This window comes from Actinotalea alkalitolerans, assembly GCF_023369855.1.
In the GTDB taxonomy this organism is placed as follows: Bacteria; Actinomycetota; Actinomycetes; order Actinomycetales; family Cellulomonadaceae; genus Actinotalea.
Window position 1 is genome coordinate 1 of record NZ_JAMBPP010000002.1, and the last position, 15,874, is coordinate 15,874.

General features: G+C 73.5%; 13 protein-coding genes. 3 read left to right on the plus strand and 10 right to left on the minus strand.

Features of this window, described 5'->3' with window-relative positions:
* Positions 1 to 80: 80 nt before the first annotated feature.
* On the plus strand, positions 81 to 953 hold the full coding sequence (locus M1R94_RS01820) for an ABC transporter permease (RefSeq protein ID WP_249379963.1): 873 nt from the start codon (positions 81 to 83) through the stop codon (positions 951 to 953).
* A gap of 9 nt (positions 954 to 962) precedes the next feature.
* Here M1R94_RS01820 and M1R94_RS01825 read toward each other — a convergent pair whose 3' ends face one another.
* The 7 genes from M1R94_RS01825 to M1R94_RS01855 form a co-directional block, all read right to left on the minus strand.
* On the minus strand, positions 963 to 1,952 hold the full coding sequence (locus M1R94_RS01825) for an SDR family oxidoreductase (RefSeq protein WP_249379964.1): 990 nt from the start codon (positions 1,950 to 1,952) through the stop codon (positions 963 to 965).
* A 9-nt stretch (positions 1,953 to 1,961) separates the two neighbouring features.
* On the minus strand, positions 1,962 to 3,470 hold the full coding sequence (locus M1R94_RS01830) for a xylulokinase (RefSeq protein WP_249379965.1): 1,509 nt from the start codon (positions 3,468 to 3,470) through the stop codon (positions 1,962 to 1,964).
* A complete protein-coding gene (locus M1R94_RS01835) occupies positions 3,467 to 4,480 on the minus strand; it encodes a zinc-dependent alcohol dehydrogenase (protein WP_249379966.1) in 1,014 nt (337 codons plus the stop codon). The genes M1R94_RS01830 and M1R94_RS01835 overlap by 4 nt, the downstream gene beginning before the upstream one ends.
* 45 nt (positions 4,481 to 4,525) lie before the next feature.
* Positions 4,526 to 7,120, minus strand: a complete 2,595-nt coding sequence (gene hrpB, locus M1R94_RS01840; RefSeq protein WP_249379967.1) for an ATP-dependent helicase HrpB — start codon at positions 7,118 to 7,120, stop codon at positions 4,526 to 4,528.
* 98 nt (positions 7,121 to 7,218) lie between these two features.
* On the minus strand, positions 7,219 to 7,914 hold the full coding sequence (locus M1R94_RS01845; RefSeq protein WP_249379968.1) for a maleylpyruvate isomerase family mycothiol-dependent enzyme: 696 nt from the start codon (positions 7,912 to 7,914) through the stop codon (positions 7,219 to 7,221).
* Positions 7,915 to 7,949: 35 nt separating this feature from the next.
* The gene (fgd, locus tag M1R94_RS01850; RefSeq protein ID WP_249379969.1) at positions 7,950 to 8,960 is read right to left on the minus strand and encodes a glucose-6-phosphate dehydrogenase (coenzyme-F420); all 1,011 of its coding nucleotides are present in this window, start codon (positions 8,958 to 8,960) and stop codon (positions 7,950 to 7,952) included.
* 155 nt (positions 8,961 to 9,115) lie between these two features.
* Positions 9,116 to 9,664, minus strand: coding sequence for a flavodoxin domain-containing protein (locus M1R94_RS01855; protein WP_249379970.1), 549 nt, complete (start codon positions 9,662 to 9,664; stop codon positions 9,116 to 9,118).
* 115 nt (positions 9,665 to 9,779) lie between these two features.
* On the opposite strand from M1R94_RS01855, the gene M1R94_RS01860 reads away from it, so the two are divergent.
* A complete protein-coding gene (locus M1R94_RS01860) occupies positions 9,780 to 10,490 on the plus strand; it encodes a hypothetical protein (protein WP_249379971.1) in 711 nt (236 codons plus the stop codon).
* Here the strand turns inward: M1R94_RS01860 and M1R94_RS01865 are convergent.
* Together M1R94_RS01865 and M1R94_RS01870 are read right to left on the minus strand one after the other, a co-directional pair.
* On the minus strand, positions 10,459 to 11,688 hold the full coding sequence (locus M1R94_RS01865; RefSeq protein WP_249379972.1) for a DUF418 domain-containing protein: 1,230 nt from the start codon (positions 11,686 to 11,688) through the stop codon (positions 10,459 to 10,461). The genes M1R94_RS01860 and M1R94_RS01865 overlap by 32 nt on opposite strands.
* On the minus strand, positions 11,685 to 12,410 hold the full coding sequence (locus tag M1R94_RS01870) for a ThuA domain-containing protein (protein ID WP_249379973.1): 726 nt from the start codon (positions 12,408 to 12,410) through the stop codon (positions 11,685 to 11,687). Before M1R94_RS01870 ends, M1R94_RS01865 begins: the two co-directional genes overlap by 4 nt.
* Positions 12,411 to 12,599: 189 nt before the next feature.
* Between M1R94_RS01870 and M1R94_RS01875 the strand changes: the two genes are divergently transcribed.
* Positions 12,600 to 13,571, plus strand: a complete 972-nt coding sequence (locus M1R94_RS01875; protein WP_249379974.1) for a DUF5692 family protein — start codon at positions 12,600 to 12,602, stop codon at positions 13,569 to 13,571.
* Positions 13,572 to 13,660: 89 nt separating this feature from the next.
* On the opposite strand, the gene M1R94_RS01880 is transcribed toward M1R94_RS01875, so the two are convergent.
* Positions 13,661 to 15,739, minus strand: coding sequence for a putative bifunctional diguanylate cyclase/phosphodiesterase (locus tag M1R94_RS01880; RefSeq protein ID WP_249379975.1), 2,079 nt, complete (start codon positions 15,737 to 15,739; stop codon positions 13,661 to 13,663).
* Positions 15,740 to 15,874 lie beyond the last annotated feature (135 nt).

Here is a 15,874-nt window from a genome sequence, read left to right on the forward strand (position 1 = left end):
GCCTACATGCAGCTCACCGCCGACGACGTCGAATACCACTCCACCGCCCTCCCCACCACCACCACCGGAAGCACACCCCGATGAGCACCCTGACCGCCCCCGACCTGACCGCCCCCGCCCCCACCGCACCGGGACGGCCGGTGCCCGGGCCGTACCGGGTCACCTTCGCCCGGGTCGTCCACGCCGAGTGGATCAAGTTCCGCACCGTCCGCTCGACCCTGTGGACGCTGATCGCCACCGTCCTGCTGATGGTCGGGGTGAGCGTCCTGGCCTCCTGGGGCAGCACGCTCACCATCGAGGGGCAGGAGCCCGTGCTTGGCATGAACGTCGCCCAGCTCCTCAGCGCCGGCTACCAGCTGGGACAGCTCGCGGTCGCCGTGCTCGGTGTGCTGACCATCGCGGGCGAGTACTCCACCGGGATGATCCGCTCGACCGTCGCCGCCGTGCCCCGGCGGCTGCCGACCCTCGGCGCCAAGGCCCTCGTGCTGAGCCTGGTCGTGGCCGCCGTCAGCCTCGTCGCGATGGTCCTGTCCTACGTGGCGACCATGCCCTTCCACGACCGCCTCGGGGCGACCTTCGACCTGACCTCCGCCGAGACGCTGCGCATGACCGTCGGCCTGCCCCTGTACCTGGTCGCCGTCGCGCTGCTGGCGTTCGGGGTCGGCGCCCTGCTGCGGCACAGCGCCGGGGCGCTGACCGCGGTGCTCGGCATGCTGCTCGTGATCGACAACATCGTGACGATGATCCCGCTGCGCCTCTTCGAGCTGGTCGGCCCGTTCCTGCCGTCGGCAGCCGGGCGTCGAGTCCTGTTCGACGACGAGATGCTCGCCTCGGTCGACGCGATGACGTCAGGCACCGTGCTGACCCCCTGGCAGGGGTACGGCGTCCTGGTGGCGTGGGCAGCGGTCACGGTCGCCGTCGCCGCCGTGCTCCTGCACCGACGCGACGCCTGAGACCGGGCGTCACCCCACCCGGAAGCGCTCCACCAAGGAGTCCAGCAGTGCGTCGTGCGCCGGGTCGACCCTCCGACGGGTCGGCTCGGCGTCGTACCAGGCGACGATCTCGCGGGCACCCTGCTCGAACGGGACCGTCGCGACGAAGTCGGGCACCACGCTGCGCAGCTTGGTGTTGTCGAAGACCATCGAGTGGGCCTTGTCGCCCAGCAGCCCGGCCCCCCAGCCCGGGTCGGCAGCGGCGATCACGTCGGAGGGGACGTGGACGATCCGGGCCTCGCACCCTGCTGCGGAGGCCAGCGCCCGGGTGATCTGGTCCCAGGTCAGGGCGTCGTCGGAGGTGATGTGGAAGGCCTCGCCGAGGGTGCGCGGGTGACCCAGGAGCGGGACGAACCCGCGCGCGAAGTCGCTGTGGTGCGTGAGCGTCCACAGCGAGGTGCCGTCCCCGTGCACCACGACCTCCTTGCCGCGACGCATCCGGTCGATCACGGTCCACCCGCCGTCGAGCGGGATGAGCGTCCGGTCGTAGGTGTGGGAGGGCCGCACGACCGTCGCCGGGAAGCCGTCCTGGCGGTAGGCCGCGGTCAGCACCTCCTCGCAGGCGATCTTGTCGCGGGAGTACTGCCAGAAGGGGTTGCGCAGCGGGGTCGACTCGACCACCGGCACCCGCGCGGGTGGCGTCTGGTAGGCCGAGGCCGAGCTGATGAACACGTACTGGGCGGTGCGCCCGGTGAACAGGTCGATGTCGGTCCGCACGTGCTCGGGGGTGAAGGCCACCCAGTCGACCACGGCGTCGAACTCCAGGTCACCCAGCGCGGCCCGCACCGACGCGGGGTCCCGGATGTCCCCGTGCAGCGCTGTCGCCCCGTGCGGCACCGGGCGGTCGCTCGTGCCGCGGCTCAGCAGGTGCAGGTCGATCCCCCGCTCGAGCGCGAGGGCCGAGCACGCCGAGCTGATCGTCCCGGTACCACCGATGAACAAGACCTTGAGGGCGCTCATCCTCGCACCCTAGCCCTGGGCCGACGGCGGCACCGGGCGCACCGCCGCCGCTGCGGCCAGGTCGGCGAAGACCCCCCGCAGGCCCGGGTAGATCTGCTGGTGCACGGCGTACAGGGCGTCGTAGACCGGCGCGAGCCCCTGATCGGGCAGGACGTCGTGCCCCTCCGGCTCGGGGGTGACGCGCCCGGAGGCGATCGCCCCAGCCGCGACCAGGTGCTGCCAGGCCAGGGCCGCGGCACCGGCCGCACTCACCTCACCCGCGGAGCACACCCGCACCGGCCGCTGGGTGATGTCGCTGAGGATCTGCACCCACAGCGTGCTCCGCGCTCCCCCACCCACGGCACGGATCTGCTCGACCGGACGACCCGTCGCGCGCTCGAGCCGCTCGAGGTGCAGACGCAGCTCGAAGCCGACACCCTCGAGGACCGACCGGTACAGGTGACCGCGGGTGTGCCGACCGTGCCAGCCGACGGTCGCGCCCCGCGCCAGCGGGTCCCAGTGCGGGGTCTGGGCGGCGTTCCAGTACGGCACGGTGAGCAGCCCCTCGGCCCCGGCGGGGACCGCGGCCGCGAGGTCCTCCAGGTCCGTGCCCGACGCCCCGCCGAGCTCCTCACGGCACCAGGTGGCCACGTACGCCGCAGCGTTGAGCACCGTCTCCAGGGTGTAGCCCTGCGCGGTCATGCCCGCCAGGGTCCGGAACGCGGGGTCCCACAGGTAGGTGTCGGAGTGCACCCCCAGCACCATGGACGTCCCCAGGTTGAGGTACGCGACCCCCGGGGCCGTGGCACCCAGGGCGAGTCCGGCGGCCTGGCCGTCGCCGATGCCCGCCACGAGCGGTACCGGGCCGGGCAGCCCGAGCTCACGCGCGACCTCAGGGGTCAGCGACGCCAGGACGTCGCCGGCGGGTACCAGTGCGGGGAGCTGGTCGTGGCGCACCCCGGCGAGGGCGAGCAGCTCAGGTGACCACGCGCCGCGCTGCAGGTCGAGCAGCCCGAGGGTGTCGGCCGAGGCGTGGCTGGTGGCCCACCGCCCGGTGAGTCGCAGGCACAGGTACGCCTGGACGTCCCCCACCCTGGCGGCCTGCTCGAGCACCACGGGCTCGTGTCGGGAGAGCCACGCGAGCTTGTACAGCGCGGGGGTGGTGTCCGGCGGCTTGCCCGAGAGCTCGTGGACCCTCGCGGACCCGAGCTCGGCGATCTCCTCGTGGGCGCGGCCGTCGAGCCAGAGCACCGCCGGACGCAGGGGCTGCCCCTGGGCATCCAGGCAGACGAAGGTCTCGCGCTGGTGCGTCAGGCACAGAGCCGCGACCCGGCCGGGGTCGTCGAGCTCACCGACCGCCTCGGCGACTGCCGCGCGGGTCGCCGTCCACCAGTGCGTGGCGTCCTGCTCGTGCCACGCCGCGACCGGCTGGGTGGTCCGCAGCGGTCGTGAGGCGCTCGCCACCACGTGACCGTCCTGGTCGTGGACCACGGCCTTGGCGGCGGTCGTCGAGCAGTCGACCGCGACGACCAGCCTCATGCGCCGGGCTCGACGACGACCTTGAGACCGGTCCGGGCGTCGGCCACCGCGAAGGCCTGCGCCGAGTCGTCGAGGCCGAAGGTGTGGGTGACCACGGACCTCACGTCGACCACCCCCCGCTCGACCAGTCGCGTGGTACGCGGGTACATCTCCTTCATCCGGCGCGAGAGCAGCAGGCTCAGCCCCTTGCGGCGAGCCACCGACGCCGGGAACGTCGTGCTGTCCTGCCCGGGGATGCCCGCCAGGATCACCTTGGCCCCGGCGCGCGCAGCGTGCACCGAGAGCCCGACCGCCGCGTCGTTGCCGGCCACCTCGACCACGACGTCGGCGCCGCGTCCGTGGGTCGCCTCGGCGACCTGGTCCAGGATGTCCGGGTGGTGCGCGTCCAGGGCGACGTCGGCGCCCAGGGCCACCGCCGCCGCGCGGCGGTGGGCGAGCGGCTCGACCGCGACCACGCGCGTCGCCCCGGCCGCGCGGGCCAGCTGGACCACGCACAGGCCGATCGGACCGCAGCCGACGACGGCGACCGTCGCGCCCAGGCGGGGGCGCGCGAGGTCCATCGCGTGCAGCGCGACCCCCAACGGCTCGAGCATCGCGGCGTCCGCGTCGCTCAGCGCGTCAGGGACCGGGTGCAGCAGCTCGGTGGGCCAGGCGACGAGCTCGCGCAGGCCACCGTCGGTCCGGCCGTGGCCCGCGAACCCGACGGTCGGGCACAGGTTCCGGTTGCCCTCGAGGCAGTGCTCGCACCTCCCGCACGGGTGCGCCGGGTCGACCGCGACCCGCACACCGTCCTGCGGGCCACCCTGCACCACGCCGGCGAGCTCGTGCCCCAGGACCAGAGGTGTCGACAGACCGGCGTCACCGATGCCGCCCTCGCTGAACCAGTGCAGGTCGGAGCCGCACAGTCCCACCGCGGTGACCCGGACCAGGCTCTGCCCCTGGGTCGGGACCGGGTCAGCCTCGTGACCGACCCGGACGTCCCCCACCGCGTGCAAGCGTGCAACCCTCATCTGACCCGTCCCTCGTCGTCCTCGCCGATCCCGGTCGAATCGATCCTAGGTGAGCGGTCGTGGCCGCGACCCACCCGCACCGGGACGCCGCACCCCTGCGGTGGGCGGGGCCGTCAGCGGGTCCTCGGGCCACGCGTGCTTGGGGTAACGACCCCGGAGCTCGGACCTCACCTGCGGGTACCCGGTGCGCCAGAACGACTCGAGGTCGGCCGTGACCGCTGCCGGACGACGCGCCGGGGAGAGCAGGTGCAGCACGAGGGGGACGCGGTCGTCGGCGAGCCGAGGGGCGCGCCGCCACCCGAAGACCTCCTGGACCCGCACGGAGAGCACGGGCTGCGCAGGGTCCGCGTAGTCGATCCGGACCCGCGACCCGCTCGGGACCACCACCTGCTCGGGGGCCAACCCGTCCAGACGACCGGCCTGCGGCCAGGGCAGCAACCTGCGCAGCGCGGAGACGACGTCGATCCGGGCGAGGTCCCTGGCCCCGCGCACCCGAGCGAGGTCGGGGCCGAGCCACCCCTCGATCCCCTCGAGCAGCGCCTCGTCGCCGACGTCGGGCCAGGGCGCACCCATCGCCGCGTGCAGGAAGGCCATCCGGCGCCGCAGCCCGGACGCGGCCGCCGACCAGGGCAGCAGGTCGAGGCCCTCCCGTGCGAGCCCGTCACGGACGGCGCGCGCGACCAGGGCGGGTGGCGGGTCAGGGATCCGCGTCGAGGTCAGCTCGATCGCCCCGAGCCACGTGCTGCGGCGGGCGACCACCTGGCCGTCCTCCCACCCGACCCTGTCCTCGGTGCGCACGGCCGAGGGCGCGGCCTCACGCGCGAGGGCCTCGTCGAGCGGTGCGGCCGAGCGCACCAGGGCGTCACGTCGTCCCGCGCCGCGGTCGGCCTCGGCGACCGCCAGCCACGTCAACCCGCTGAGCACGCCGTGCTCCCCGGGCACCACGGCGCCGGTCCCCGAGGCCATCAGGTAGGTCGAGCCCCCGGGGCGCCGCCGGGCGATCCTGTCGGGATGGGCAAGCGCGACGACCAGACCGACCGCCAGGTCGTCGGGGAGGGCGTCGGGCGAGCGACCTGCCCGGCCGCCACGCCCCTCGGGCAAGGTTGCCCGGAGGCGGGCCACCTGGGCGCGCCACTGCGGGGTCTCAGGGCCACCTCGCCGCATCTCACGCAGCGCGGCGACGAGGTCACCACCGGGCGATCGCACGTCGAGCGACAGCAGGGCGACGACCTCCGCGGCGCGGCGGGCACCCACCACCTCGGCCGAGTCGAGCAGGGCCCGGGCCAGGCGTGGGTCGGCGGCCACCCGGGCGATGGCCCGACCTCGGGGGGTGGCGGCACCGTCGGGGGTCACCGCTCCGAGCCCGTCGAGCACGGTGCGCGCGACAGCCATCCCCGCACCGGGCGGCGGGTCCAGCCAGACCAACCCCGTGCCGTCCGGGCTCCCCCAGCAGGCCAGGTCGAGGGCGAAGGCCGTCAGGTCTGCGGTGAGGATCTCCGGCTCGGGGTGCTGCGCGAGCCGCGCGTGCTCGGCCTGCGACCAGCAGCGGTAGACGGCGCCCGGGCCCTCCCTGCCCGCCCGGCCTGCACGCTGCGTCGCACCGGCCCTGCTGACGCCGACGGTCACCAGCCCGGCGAGCCCGCGGCGGTGGTCGGTGCGCGGCTGACGCGCCAGACCGGCGTCCACCACGCAGCGGACCCCCGGCACCGTCAGCGAGGACTCCGCCACCGCCGTGGACACCACGACCCGGCGCCGCGCTCCCCGCGCCAGGGCGAGGTCCTGCTCACGGTGGCCCAACCTGCCGTGCAGCGGACGCACGTCCACCGCCGTCCCGGAGCCGTCGACGGCTCCCGCGAGCCGGCGGACGACCCCGTTGACCTCCCCGGCCCCGGGCACGAAGACCAGCACGTCCCCCTCACGCTCGCTCAGCGCACGACGGACGCTGGCCGCCACGTGGTCCAGGAACGCCGGAGTCACCCCACGGTCGTCGAGACGAGCGGTGCGCCCGGGAGCCGGGCACCAGATCTCCTCGACGGGGTGCAGCGCGCCCGGGATGTCGATCACCGGGGCCGGCGGCGTCGCTCCGTCCGGCTGAAGGGCACCACCCAGGAGGTGGGCCGTGCGCTCGGACTCGACCGTCGCCGACATCGCGACCAGCACCAGGTCGGGCCGCAGGTGGGTCCGCACGTCGACGAGCAGGGCCAGCGCCAGGTCGGCATCGAGGTGGCGCTCGTGCACCTCGTCCAGGATCACCGCCCCCACACCCGGGAGGTCCGCGTCGCGCTGGAGTCGGCGCACCAGGACCCCGGTGGTGACCATCTCGACCCGGGTCGAGGCGCTCGTGCGGCTCTCGCCGCGCACCGAGAAGCCGACCGTGCGGCCGACCGGCTCACCCAGCAGGTGGGCGAGCCGGTGCGCGGCAGCGCGGGCCGCGATCCTCCGCGGCTGGGTGACCACCACCCGCCCCGGCACCAGACCGGCCACGAGCGGCGGGACGAGCGTCGTCTTCCCCGTGCCCGGCGGTGCGTGCACCACCGCGGTGCCGTGCCCGCGAAGCGCAGCCGAGAGCGACCCGAGCCCGTCCGCGACAGGCAGATCGGGCGGGTCGGCGAGCAGCCGCTCGAGGGCATCCGGGGGCACGGCTGCAGTCTGCCCCGTCCGCCGCGTCGTCGGGCACCGCGGGGTGGTCAGCGCGGGTCAGCCGGCCGGGTCGCACCGGCACCTGCCGACCGCGGGCCTCAGGGTGTCAGCCCCTGAGCGAGGGCGTCGGCGAGCACGTCCGCGTCCCCCGAGACCTGCGCCCGCGCGTCCTCCACGGTGCGGCGACCCCAGAGCAGCAGGGCGAGCTCGGCCGCCGAGCCGCGGACGCTCACCGCGGGTGGACCGTCGTCGGCGGTGTCGAGCCGCCAGGTGCGCCCGGCGTCCGTGGCCACGAGCTCGATCGCGGACGGCAGCCGCGGCATCCGTCCGAGGTGCACCTGGCGTGGCTGCATCACCGTGACGACCTCGTCCACGGTGTCGGCCCACACCTCGGGGGCCACCGCCAGACCGAGCCCACCGGCGGTCCGCAGGTCCCAGAGGTGCACGAGGGTCTCGTGGAGCTGGCGACGACGCCAGAAGGACGCGCGGCCCGGCCCCACGAGCGTGAGGCACGGCGCCTCGGGCCCGGCCCCGCCCAGGACCTCACGCAGCTCGGCGGCGCACGTGCGGTAGAGGTCCTGAAGGTCGGACGGTCCCTCCCCGAGCGGTTCCTCGGGCCCGCCCCGGACGTGCGCGGCCGCCCAGTGGTGGACGCGGGCGAGATGGTCGGCGAGGTCTCGCACCCGCCAGGCTCCGCACCACGGCACGGCCGTCGAGGGGTCGACGTCGCGCAGGGTGCGCAGGAAGTCCGCCTGGACGCCCTCGAGATGACCGAGGAGGTCGAGCTCCGTCATCGGCTGGCAACCCGTCCTGGGAATGGCGTCGCGGCTCAGGCGAGCGCGGCCGCCCGCTCCCGCAGCCGTGGCAGCACATGGGTCTGGTACTGCTCGATGAAGCGTGCCTGGTCCGGCCCCGGGGCGTGGAACACCAGGTGCCGGAACCCCATGCCGACGTAGTCCCAGATGCGCTCGACGTGCTCCTCGGGGTCGTCCGAGACGATCCAGCGCGAGGCCGTGCGCTCGATCGGCAGCGCGTCGGCCAGGCGCTCCATCTCGACCGGGTCCTCGACGCCCGTCTTCTCCTCGCTCGAGAGCGCCAGCGCTCCCCAGAAGCGGGTGTCCTCCAGGGCGCGGCGACGGTCGGTGTCGAACGAGACCTTGACCTCGATCATCAGGTCCAGGTCGTCCAGGGTGCGCCCCTCCTTCGCGGCGCCCTCCGCCAGGGCCGGCAGGAGCGTCTCGGTGTAGAGCTCGCGCCCCTTCCCCGAGGTGCAGATGAACCCGTCGCCCAGACGCCCGGCCAGGCGCGTCGCCGCAGGCCCCGACGCGGCGACGTACAGGGGCACAGGGGTCTCGGGCCGGTCGTAGATCGTGGCGTTCTCGGTCCGGTAGTGAGCCCCCTCGAAGGTGACCCGCTCACCGGCCCACAGCTCCTGGATGAGCAGGATCGCCTCCTTGAAACGTGCGAAGCGCTCCTTGCCCTCGGGCCACTCGATCCCCAGCGGTGCCTCGTTCATCGCCTCGCCCGAGCCGATCCCCAGGATCACCCGGCCCGGCGCGAGGCAGCCGAGGGTCGCGAAGGCCTGGGCGACCACACCGGGGTGGTAGCGGAAGGTGGGCGTCAGCACGCTCGTGCCGACCAGGACACGCTCGGTGCTCGCCACCAGCGCCCCCAGCCACGGCAGTGCCGCAGGCGCGTGGCCGCCGGTGTGGCGCCAGGGCTGGAGGTGGTCGCTGACGAACACCGAGTCGAAGCCCGCACGCTCGGCTCGGACCGCGAAGTCGATCAGCTCCCGCGGTCCGAACTGCTCTGCGGACGCCTTGTAGCCGAACCTCAGCACGCCGGACTCCTCCTGTGGACGGACCGCACCCACCGACGGTGGATCAGCACCCCGCGCTCGCACCAGGTCGGGCACCGGGGAGGTCCCTCACCTTACGCCGGGTGGCCGACGACGGACCGGTCGGCAGAGGTGGTCGGCCGAGGTGGTCGGATGGTTCAGCGCGCCGGGTGGCGCGTGCACAGCCACCGCATCTCGCGGGCGAGCCGCTGCGCCCACCAGTCGACCTCGGCCCAGTCCCGGAAGTCACCTGCGGGCAGCTCGTCCAGGACCGCCGGGTCGGCCCGGGCGGCGCGTTCCCGGTAACCCAGGGTGCGCGGGTCCAGGGCGCCGTGGAAGACCCTGTGCTCGCGGGCACCCACGGCCTGGATGAGGTCGGTCAGGTCCGGCGGGCGGGCGACCCGCCACACCGGGGGCGAGATCACGTCCGGGCGTTCGACACCCAGCGGGCCGCAGCTGAAGAACCAGACCGGGCGTACGGCGAGCTCGTCCTCGAACCGCCGGACGAAGGTGACCGCCTCCTCGAGCCACAGGGCGTGCTGGACAGCACTGCCCACGACCACCGCCTCGTGGTCGCTGAAGCCGTCCACGGCGAGCACCGACCGCGCGAGCGCAGGTCGGTTCTGCTCCGTGAGGGTCGCTGCGATGCGACGCGCGATCCCCTCGGTCGACCCGTGACGGCTGGCATAGGCGACAAGGACGGACATGAGGTTCACCCCCCAAGCCATCATGCGTCCGTTCGGCCCGCCGGGCCAGCCGGACCGACCCCGCCCTCGCGGGCGGGCAGAGCCGATGACGCCCGTCCCTCCTACCCTGGACGGGATGAGGTGGACCGCGGCTCCGGGCCCGGCTCCGGTGCCCGACGCCGGACCGGGGTGCGAGCCCGTCCGGGACGGCCTGCTCGCCGAGCCCGTCTCGGCGGTCACCAGCCTGGCCTTCGTCGTCGCGGCAGCACTGATCGTGCTGCTGGCCCGACGGTCGGCCCGCAGGTCAGCGTCGGACGACACGCAGCGACCCCCCGGACCGGTGACCGGCTACGCGCTGCTGGTGGCCGGCATCGGCGTCGGCTCGGTGATCCAGCACGGACCCGACCCCCCTGGGGCCGACCTCGCCCACGACCTCCCGCTGGTCGCCACCCTCGCCTTCGTCGCGGCGGACTCGTTCGCCGACCTGGCCCGACGCCCGCGGACCTGGTGGTGGTGGGCCGTCCCGTCGCTCGCCCTGGTCCCCCTGATCCTCGCGGCACCCCTGGTGGCCGACGGGGTGCAGGTCGCGGTGGCCACGGTCGCGGTCGGCCTCACCCTGCTCAGGGCCGCTCGACGACCCGCGACCCGGGTGCGCGTCCTGGCGGCCGTGGCCGTGCTGGCCGTGGGTGCGACCATCGGCACGTTGTCGCGCGCCGGTGGTCCTCTGTGCGTGCCCGAGAGCATCTGGCAGGGGCACGCGGCCTGGCACGTGCTCGCCTCGACCGCGCTGGTGGTGCTGGCACCGGTGCTCGGTCTCAGCCCGAGCCGTGACTCGGACCGTAGGTGAGACGCCGCAGCAGCACCTCGAACGGGCCCCGCAGCCCGCGGCGCTCCAGGACCACCGCGAGCACCAGGGTGGTGAGCCATGCGCCGACGGCGATCGCGTAGGCCCCCAGGTATCCGAGACCGTCACCGAGCGCCAGCCCCCACGGGGAGAGCAGCGGCGCCATCAGCAGCGACTGGCCGAGGTAGCCGGTCAACGACCGTTCGCCGAGTGCGGCGAGCGCGCCGGGCAGCCCTCGCCGACCGCGCGCGGACCATCGGTGGGCGAGCAGCGCGAAGCCGCAGATGTAGCCCCATCCCGCGTACATGCCACCCAGCAGCGTGACCCAGGTGGCGACCACCGCCGTGCCAGTCCCGGGCTGCCACACGCCCAGCGCGATCAGGGTCACCGGCAGCGAGCTGGTGAGGTTCACGACCATGCCCGAGACGAAGACCCTCCGCAGGACGACGAGGTTGTCCGCAGGACGGTCCAGCCAGCCCGCGCGACGGAGCATGATCCCGCCGATCATGAGCGGCAGGTACGCCATGAGGAGCACCGCGAAGACCATGCCCCCCGCACTCGTGGCCAGGCCGTGCACGACGTGGGAGAGGTAGCCGGACCCGGCGGGATGCTCACCCGCAGCCAGACCCTCGTCCAGCGTCGACCCCATCGAGAGCATGACGGCGAACCCGGGCAGGCCGACCAGGGCGACGAACACGAGGGTCCCCCACAGCCATCGACGCAGCGCCCTGCCGGACAGCTGGACCAGCCCCAGGACGATCAGCCCGGAGGCGCCGTACGCGGCGAGGATGTCACCCGAGAACAGCAGGCCGGCGTGCAGCACACCGAGCGCGACCAACCACCAGCTGCGCCGGCGCAGCACCCGACGGACCCCTCGCGGGTCTACTCCCCGGGCCGCCATGCGTGAGGCCATCACCGCGATGCCGAAGCCGTACAGGATCGCGAACATCGGCCGTGAGCGCTCGGCCATGAGCAGCTGCTCGAGGGCGTGGGCGAGGCGGTCGACCCCCACCGCGTCGGCCGCGTTGCCGTACTCGTCGAGCCCGCGACCCCACAGGTACATCCCGACGTTCGCGACCGCGATGAACAGGAGCATGGCTCCGCGGGCGATGTCGGGGGCGAGCGACCGCTCGGCCCTGGTGATCGAAGCGGGACGCTCGAGGGCGACCGCCTCGACGGCGCCTGATGCGGCGGAGCTCATTCCGGCCGCCTCGTCTGCCGCACCCGGCCGCGCGACCGAGGCCCGTCGGACGCGTCGAGCAACCAGGCGATTTCCCGGCGGAGCAGGTCGGACCGGCTCGGGCTCTCGTAGGAACGCTCGTCGTGGCCGAGCCCGTCGTAGAGCACCCGGCCGGGCCCGGGTGCCTGCCACACCACCGGGTGCTCTCGCCCCTCGTGCTCTGCCGTCAGCAGCACGTGCGAGCGTCGGTCGATCTCGAGGTCGCAGTAGCGCTCGTCGTAGGCCTCGACCCCGGCCAGCCCCGTGGTGACCGGGTGGTCGACGTCAACGGCCCGGAACGACGCCTGGCCGATCGGTGGGTGCCACGAACGGTCGGGGACCCAGCGGCCGCCGAGGTCGCGCGCCCAGGTCGGGCTGTCGGCGAACGTGTTGGCGGCCTGGTGCAGGCCCAGGAGCGGTACGCCCTGCGCCACCAGCGCGGCGAGGCGCGCGTGGAAGGCGACCCACGCCTGGTCGTCCCCGTCGAAGCCCGGATCCACCCTCCCCCTGCCGGCAGCGACCACCAGGAGGGCGGTCGACTCCGCCGTCGCGTCGGCGAGCGCGTCAGGGAAGGTGCTGCGCACCGTCACGGGTACCTGGAGGTCGTCCAGCACGCGAAGCACCCGGACGGCAGTGGCGGCGTGGTCGTGCCACGGGTCCTCGTAGCGACCGCGACCGACCAGCACGAGCACGTGAGATGACATCAAGGGCCTCCGGCCAGCGTTCGGGACGTGCACCGGCGCTCGGGTGACGGGGTGTGCACGGGTCCAGCCTGCCAGCCTGAGCACGCCCGGGACCCTAGGACCTTCGGACCCCTTCGCCATCGGCGTTCTTTTGTACTGTCCAGTACATAAAGTCACGCCGACGTGGCAAGACCCCGAAGGAGAGCACCGATGTTCCTGTTCGAGTCCATCCCCTGGTACTCCGCCGCGATGTGGGTGGTGGTCGTCGCTGTCCTGATCGGGCTGAGCGAGCTGACCCGCGCCAGCAAGAAGGCGGGCATCGCCCTGTTCATCGTGCTGCCGATCATCCTGACGATCTTCGTCTGGCCCACCACGGCAGCCCACGGCTCCGCGACCGGCAGCTGGTTCCACTGGGTCAAGGTGTACTCGGCCCTGGCCGGCTGCATCGGGTTCATGGCCCTGCGATACATCCCGCGCTTCGCCAGGAACCGCTACTGGCTGATGTTCCCGGCCGCGATCCTGGCGATCAACATCCTCGAGGCGGTCATCCGCGACTTCGAGGTCTACAGCCTCAACGGCATCGTCGACGGCGTGATGATGGTCGGCGGGCCGTGGAACATCATGAACGGCGTCGCAGGCATCCTGAACATCGTCACGATCTGCGGCTGGGCCGGGATCTACATCTCCACCAGCCGCCGCGGCGCGCGCACCATGATCTGGCCCGACATGCTCTGGTTCTGGATCATCGCCTACGACCTGTGGAACTTCGCCTACGTCTACAACGCCGTGGGCGACCACGCCTTCTACGCAGGTGCTGCGCTGCTGGTCGCCTGCACCATCCCGGCCTTCTTCATCACCAAGGGCTCCTGGCTCCAGCACCGGGCCCAGACCCTGGCCTTCTGGATGATGTTCACCATGGCCGTGCCGGCCTTCGTGGGGACCTCGACCTTCGCGGTGGGCTCGACCCACGACCCGCGAGCGCTGTACACGATGAGCGCCCTGTCCCTGGTCGCCAACGTCGCGGTGCTGGTCTACCAGGTGCGCCGGATCGTCACCCACCGCAAGAACCCGTTGACCGACGAGCTGTTCACCGACCTCGCGGCCTACCGACGGACCATCGAGGCGAATCCCCCCGCGACCCACGAGGGCGCCGAGCCCAGGGTCGCGGCCACGGTCGCCTGACCCCCCACCGACGGCGCCCCGCCACCCGAGCGCGGGGCGCCGTCGGTGAGCCGGCCGCAGACTCAAGCATCGGCAGTCGTCCCGCCCGCTCAGGGCTGGTCGGACGCCGACCTCGACTCGCGTCCTGCCGCGTGCTGGTCACGGACGTCCGCGACCTCGTCCCGCACGTCAGCGACGTCGTCGCGGTCGTCGGCCACGTCATCGCGGAGATCTGCCGCCACGTCCCGATCATCGGCCTGCCACTCGCGGACGTCGGCGACACCCTGCCGCTCGTCAGCGATCTCGTCGCGCTCATCGGCGAGCACCTCGCGCGCGTCGGCGAGCACCTCACGGTCGTCACCACGCCGGTCACGCAGGTCCGCCGCGAGGTCGCGGGCCGCACCCTCGGGGGCCGGCGCCGCGCCCGACGGAGCCGACCCGTCGTACCGCGACGGGTCGTGGTCGACCAACCAGCCGGCGAACTCGTCGAGCGGCATCGGGCGTGCGAGCAGGTAGCCCTGGACGAAGTCGCAGCCCAGCTGGCGCAGCATCACCAGCTGGTCGGACGTCTCGACCCCCTCGGCCACCGCACGGATGCCGATGCTGTGCGCCAGCGCGATGGTCGACGCGACGATCGCGGTGTCGGCGGAGTCAGAACCCAGTCCCGCGACGAAGGACTGGTCGATCTTGAGCCGGTCGACCGGGAAGTGCTTGAGGTACAGCAGCGAGGAGTACCCGGTCCCGAAGTCGTCGAGGTCCACCCCCACGCCCAGACCCTTGAGCAGGTCCAGCGTCGCCGCAGCCGCCGGAAGGTCATGCATGAGGGCCGTCTCGGTGACCTCGAGGGTGAGGGCCGACGCCTCGCACCCACCCACCAGCAGCGCGGTGCGCAGCATGTCGGCGAGCTCCGGGTCGCCCAGCTGACGCGCCGAGACGTTGATGCTGACGTTGCGCAGGGCACCGGTGCCGACCAGCTCGGCCGCGGCGCGGCACGCGCTCTGCGTCACCCACCGTCCGAGCTCGAGGATCTGGCCCGTGCGCTCGGCCACGTCGAGGAACGAGGCGGGGCCGAGCAGCCCCGCGCCCGGCCGCTCCCAGCGCACCAGGGCCTCGACCCCGAGCACCTGGTTGGTCGCGAGCTCCATGATGGGCTGGAAGTGCAGTCGCAGCTCCCCGTCGCGGATGCCCTGCTGCAGGTCGTTGGCGAGCCGGAAGGCGCCCGTCGGACTGGTTCGCAGCACCTCGCTGTACCAGACCACACGGTCGCGACCGGAGTCCTTGGCCACGCGCAGCGCATCGGTCGCCGCGGCGAGGAGGTCTGCCCCATGAGCCAGGTCGGTGGTCACGGCGCCCGTGCTCACGGTCAGGCGCAGGCTGTCGTCGCCCACCTGGAACGGCTCGTCGAGCACCTCGCCCACGGCGCGGATCAGCCGCTCGATCTCGACCGCAGGGTCGGGGGTGTCGGTCACCCAGACGAAGGAGTCGGCTTGCCATCGACCCAGCCCGGAACCGCCCACGGTGAGCAGCCGACGCGCCATCTCGGCCAGCACGGCATCGCCGGCGTCGTGCCCGTAGGCCTCGTTGACCAGCGCCAGACCGTCCAGGTCGAGCAGGGCCACGCCGCGCCCCCTGCCGGGTCCCAACGGTGCGGCCAGCCGTTGCTGGAGGACACGACGTCCGGGGAGGCCGGTGAGCTCGTCCCGTTCGACCCCGGCGAACCTCGGGGCAGCCACCGCCTCGAGGCGCCTGTGCCCGTCCTGCCCCGAGTGTCCCGGGTCGGTACGCAGGATGGCCACCGCGCCCGCGAAGCGGTCATCCGCCCGGATCGGGGCGACGTGGGCACGGACCGTCATCTCCGCACCGTTCGACTGTTGCCACACCAGCCGGCCGGGGGGCGTGGGGCGTCCTCGCAGGAGGTCCGCCCAGAGGGCGTCGTACGCCGGACGGTGCGCGTCGGGCACGATGCTCCGTGCCGCGATCCCGTGCACGTCGGAACGCGAGCGACCGAGCAGGGCCTCGGCGGCAGGGTTCCACTCGCAGACCAGACCCTGCTCGTCGAGGATCACCGTCGCGTCGGGCGAGTGCTCGAGCAGGGTCGCGAACTGACGTCTGCGGGTCTCACCGCCACCGATGCCGGCGCGCGCGTGGCGGCCTCGCCGTGCGGGGTCGGCGTGCTCGTGCGGTGCCATGGGCCGCCCCTCTGCCTGACCGCGATCGCCGCAGAGCGCTCCGACGGCCGGTCCGAGGTCGAGGATACGCCGATGATCACACCGGCCGCGGGGCCTGTCCGGAATCTCTCTCTGTGCACGGATGCGCCTCCGTGA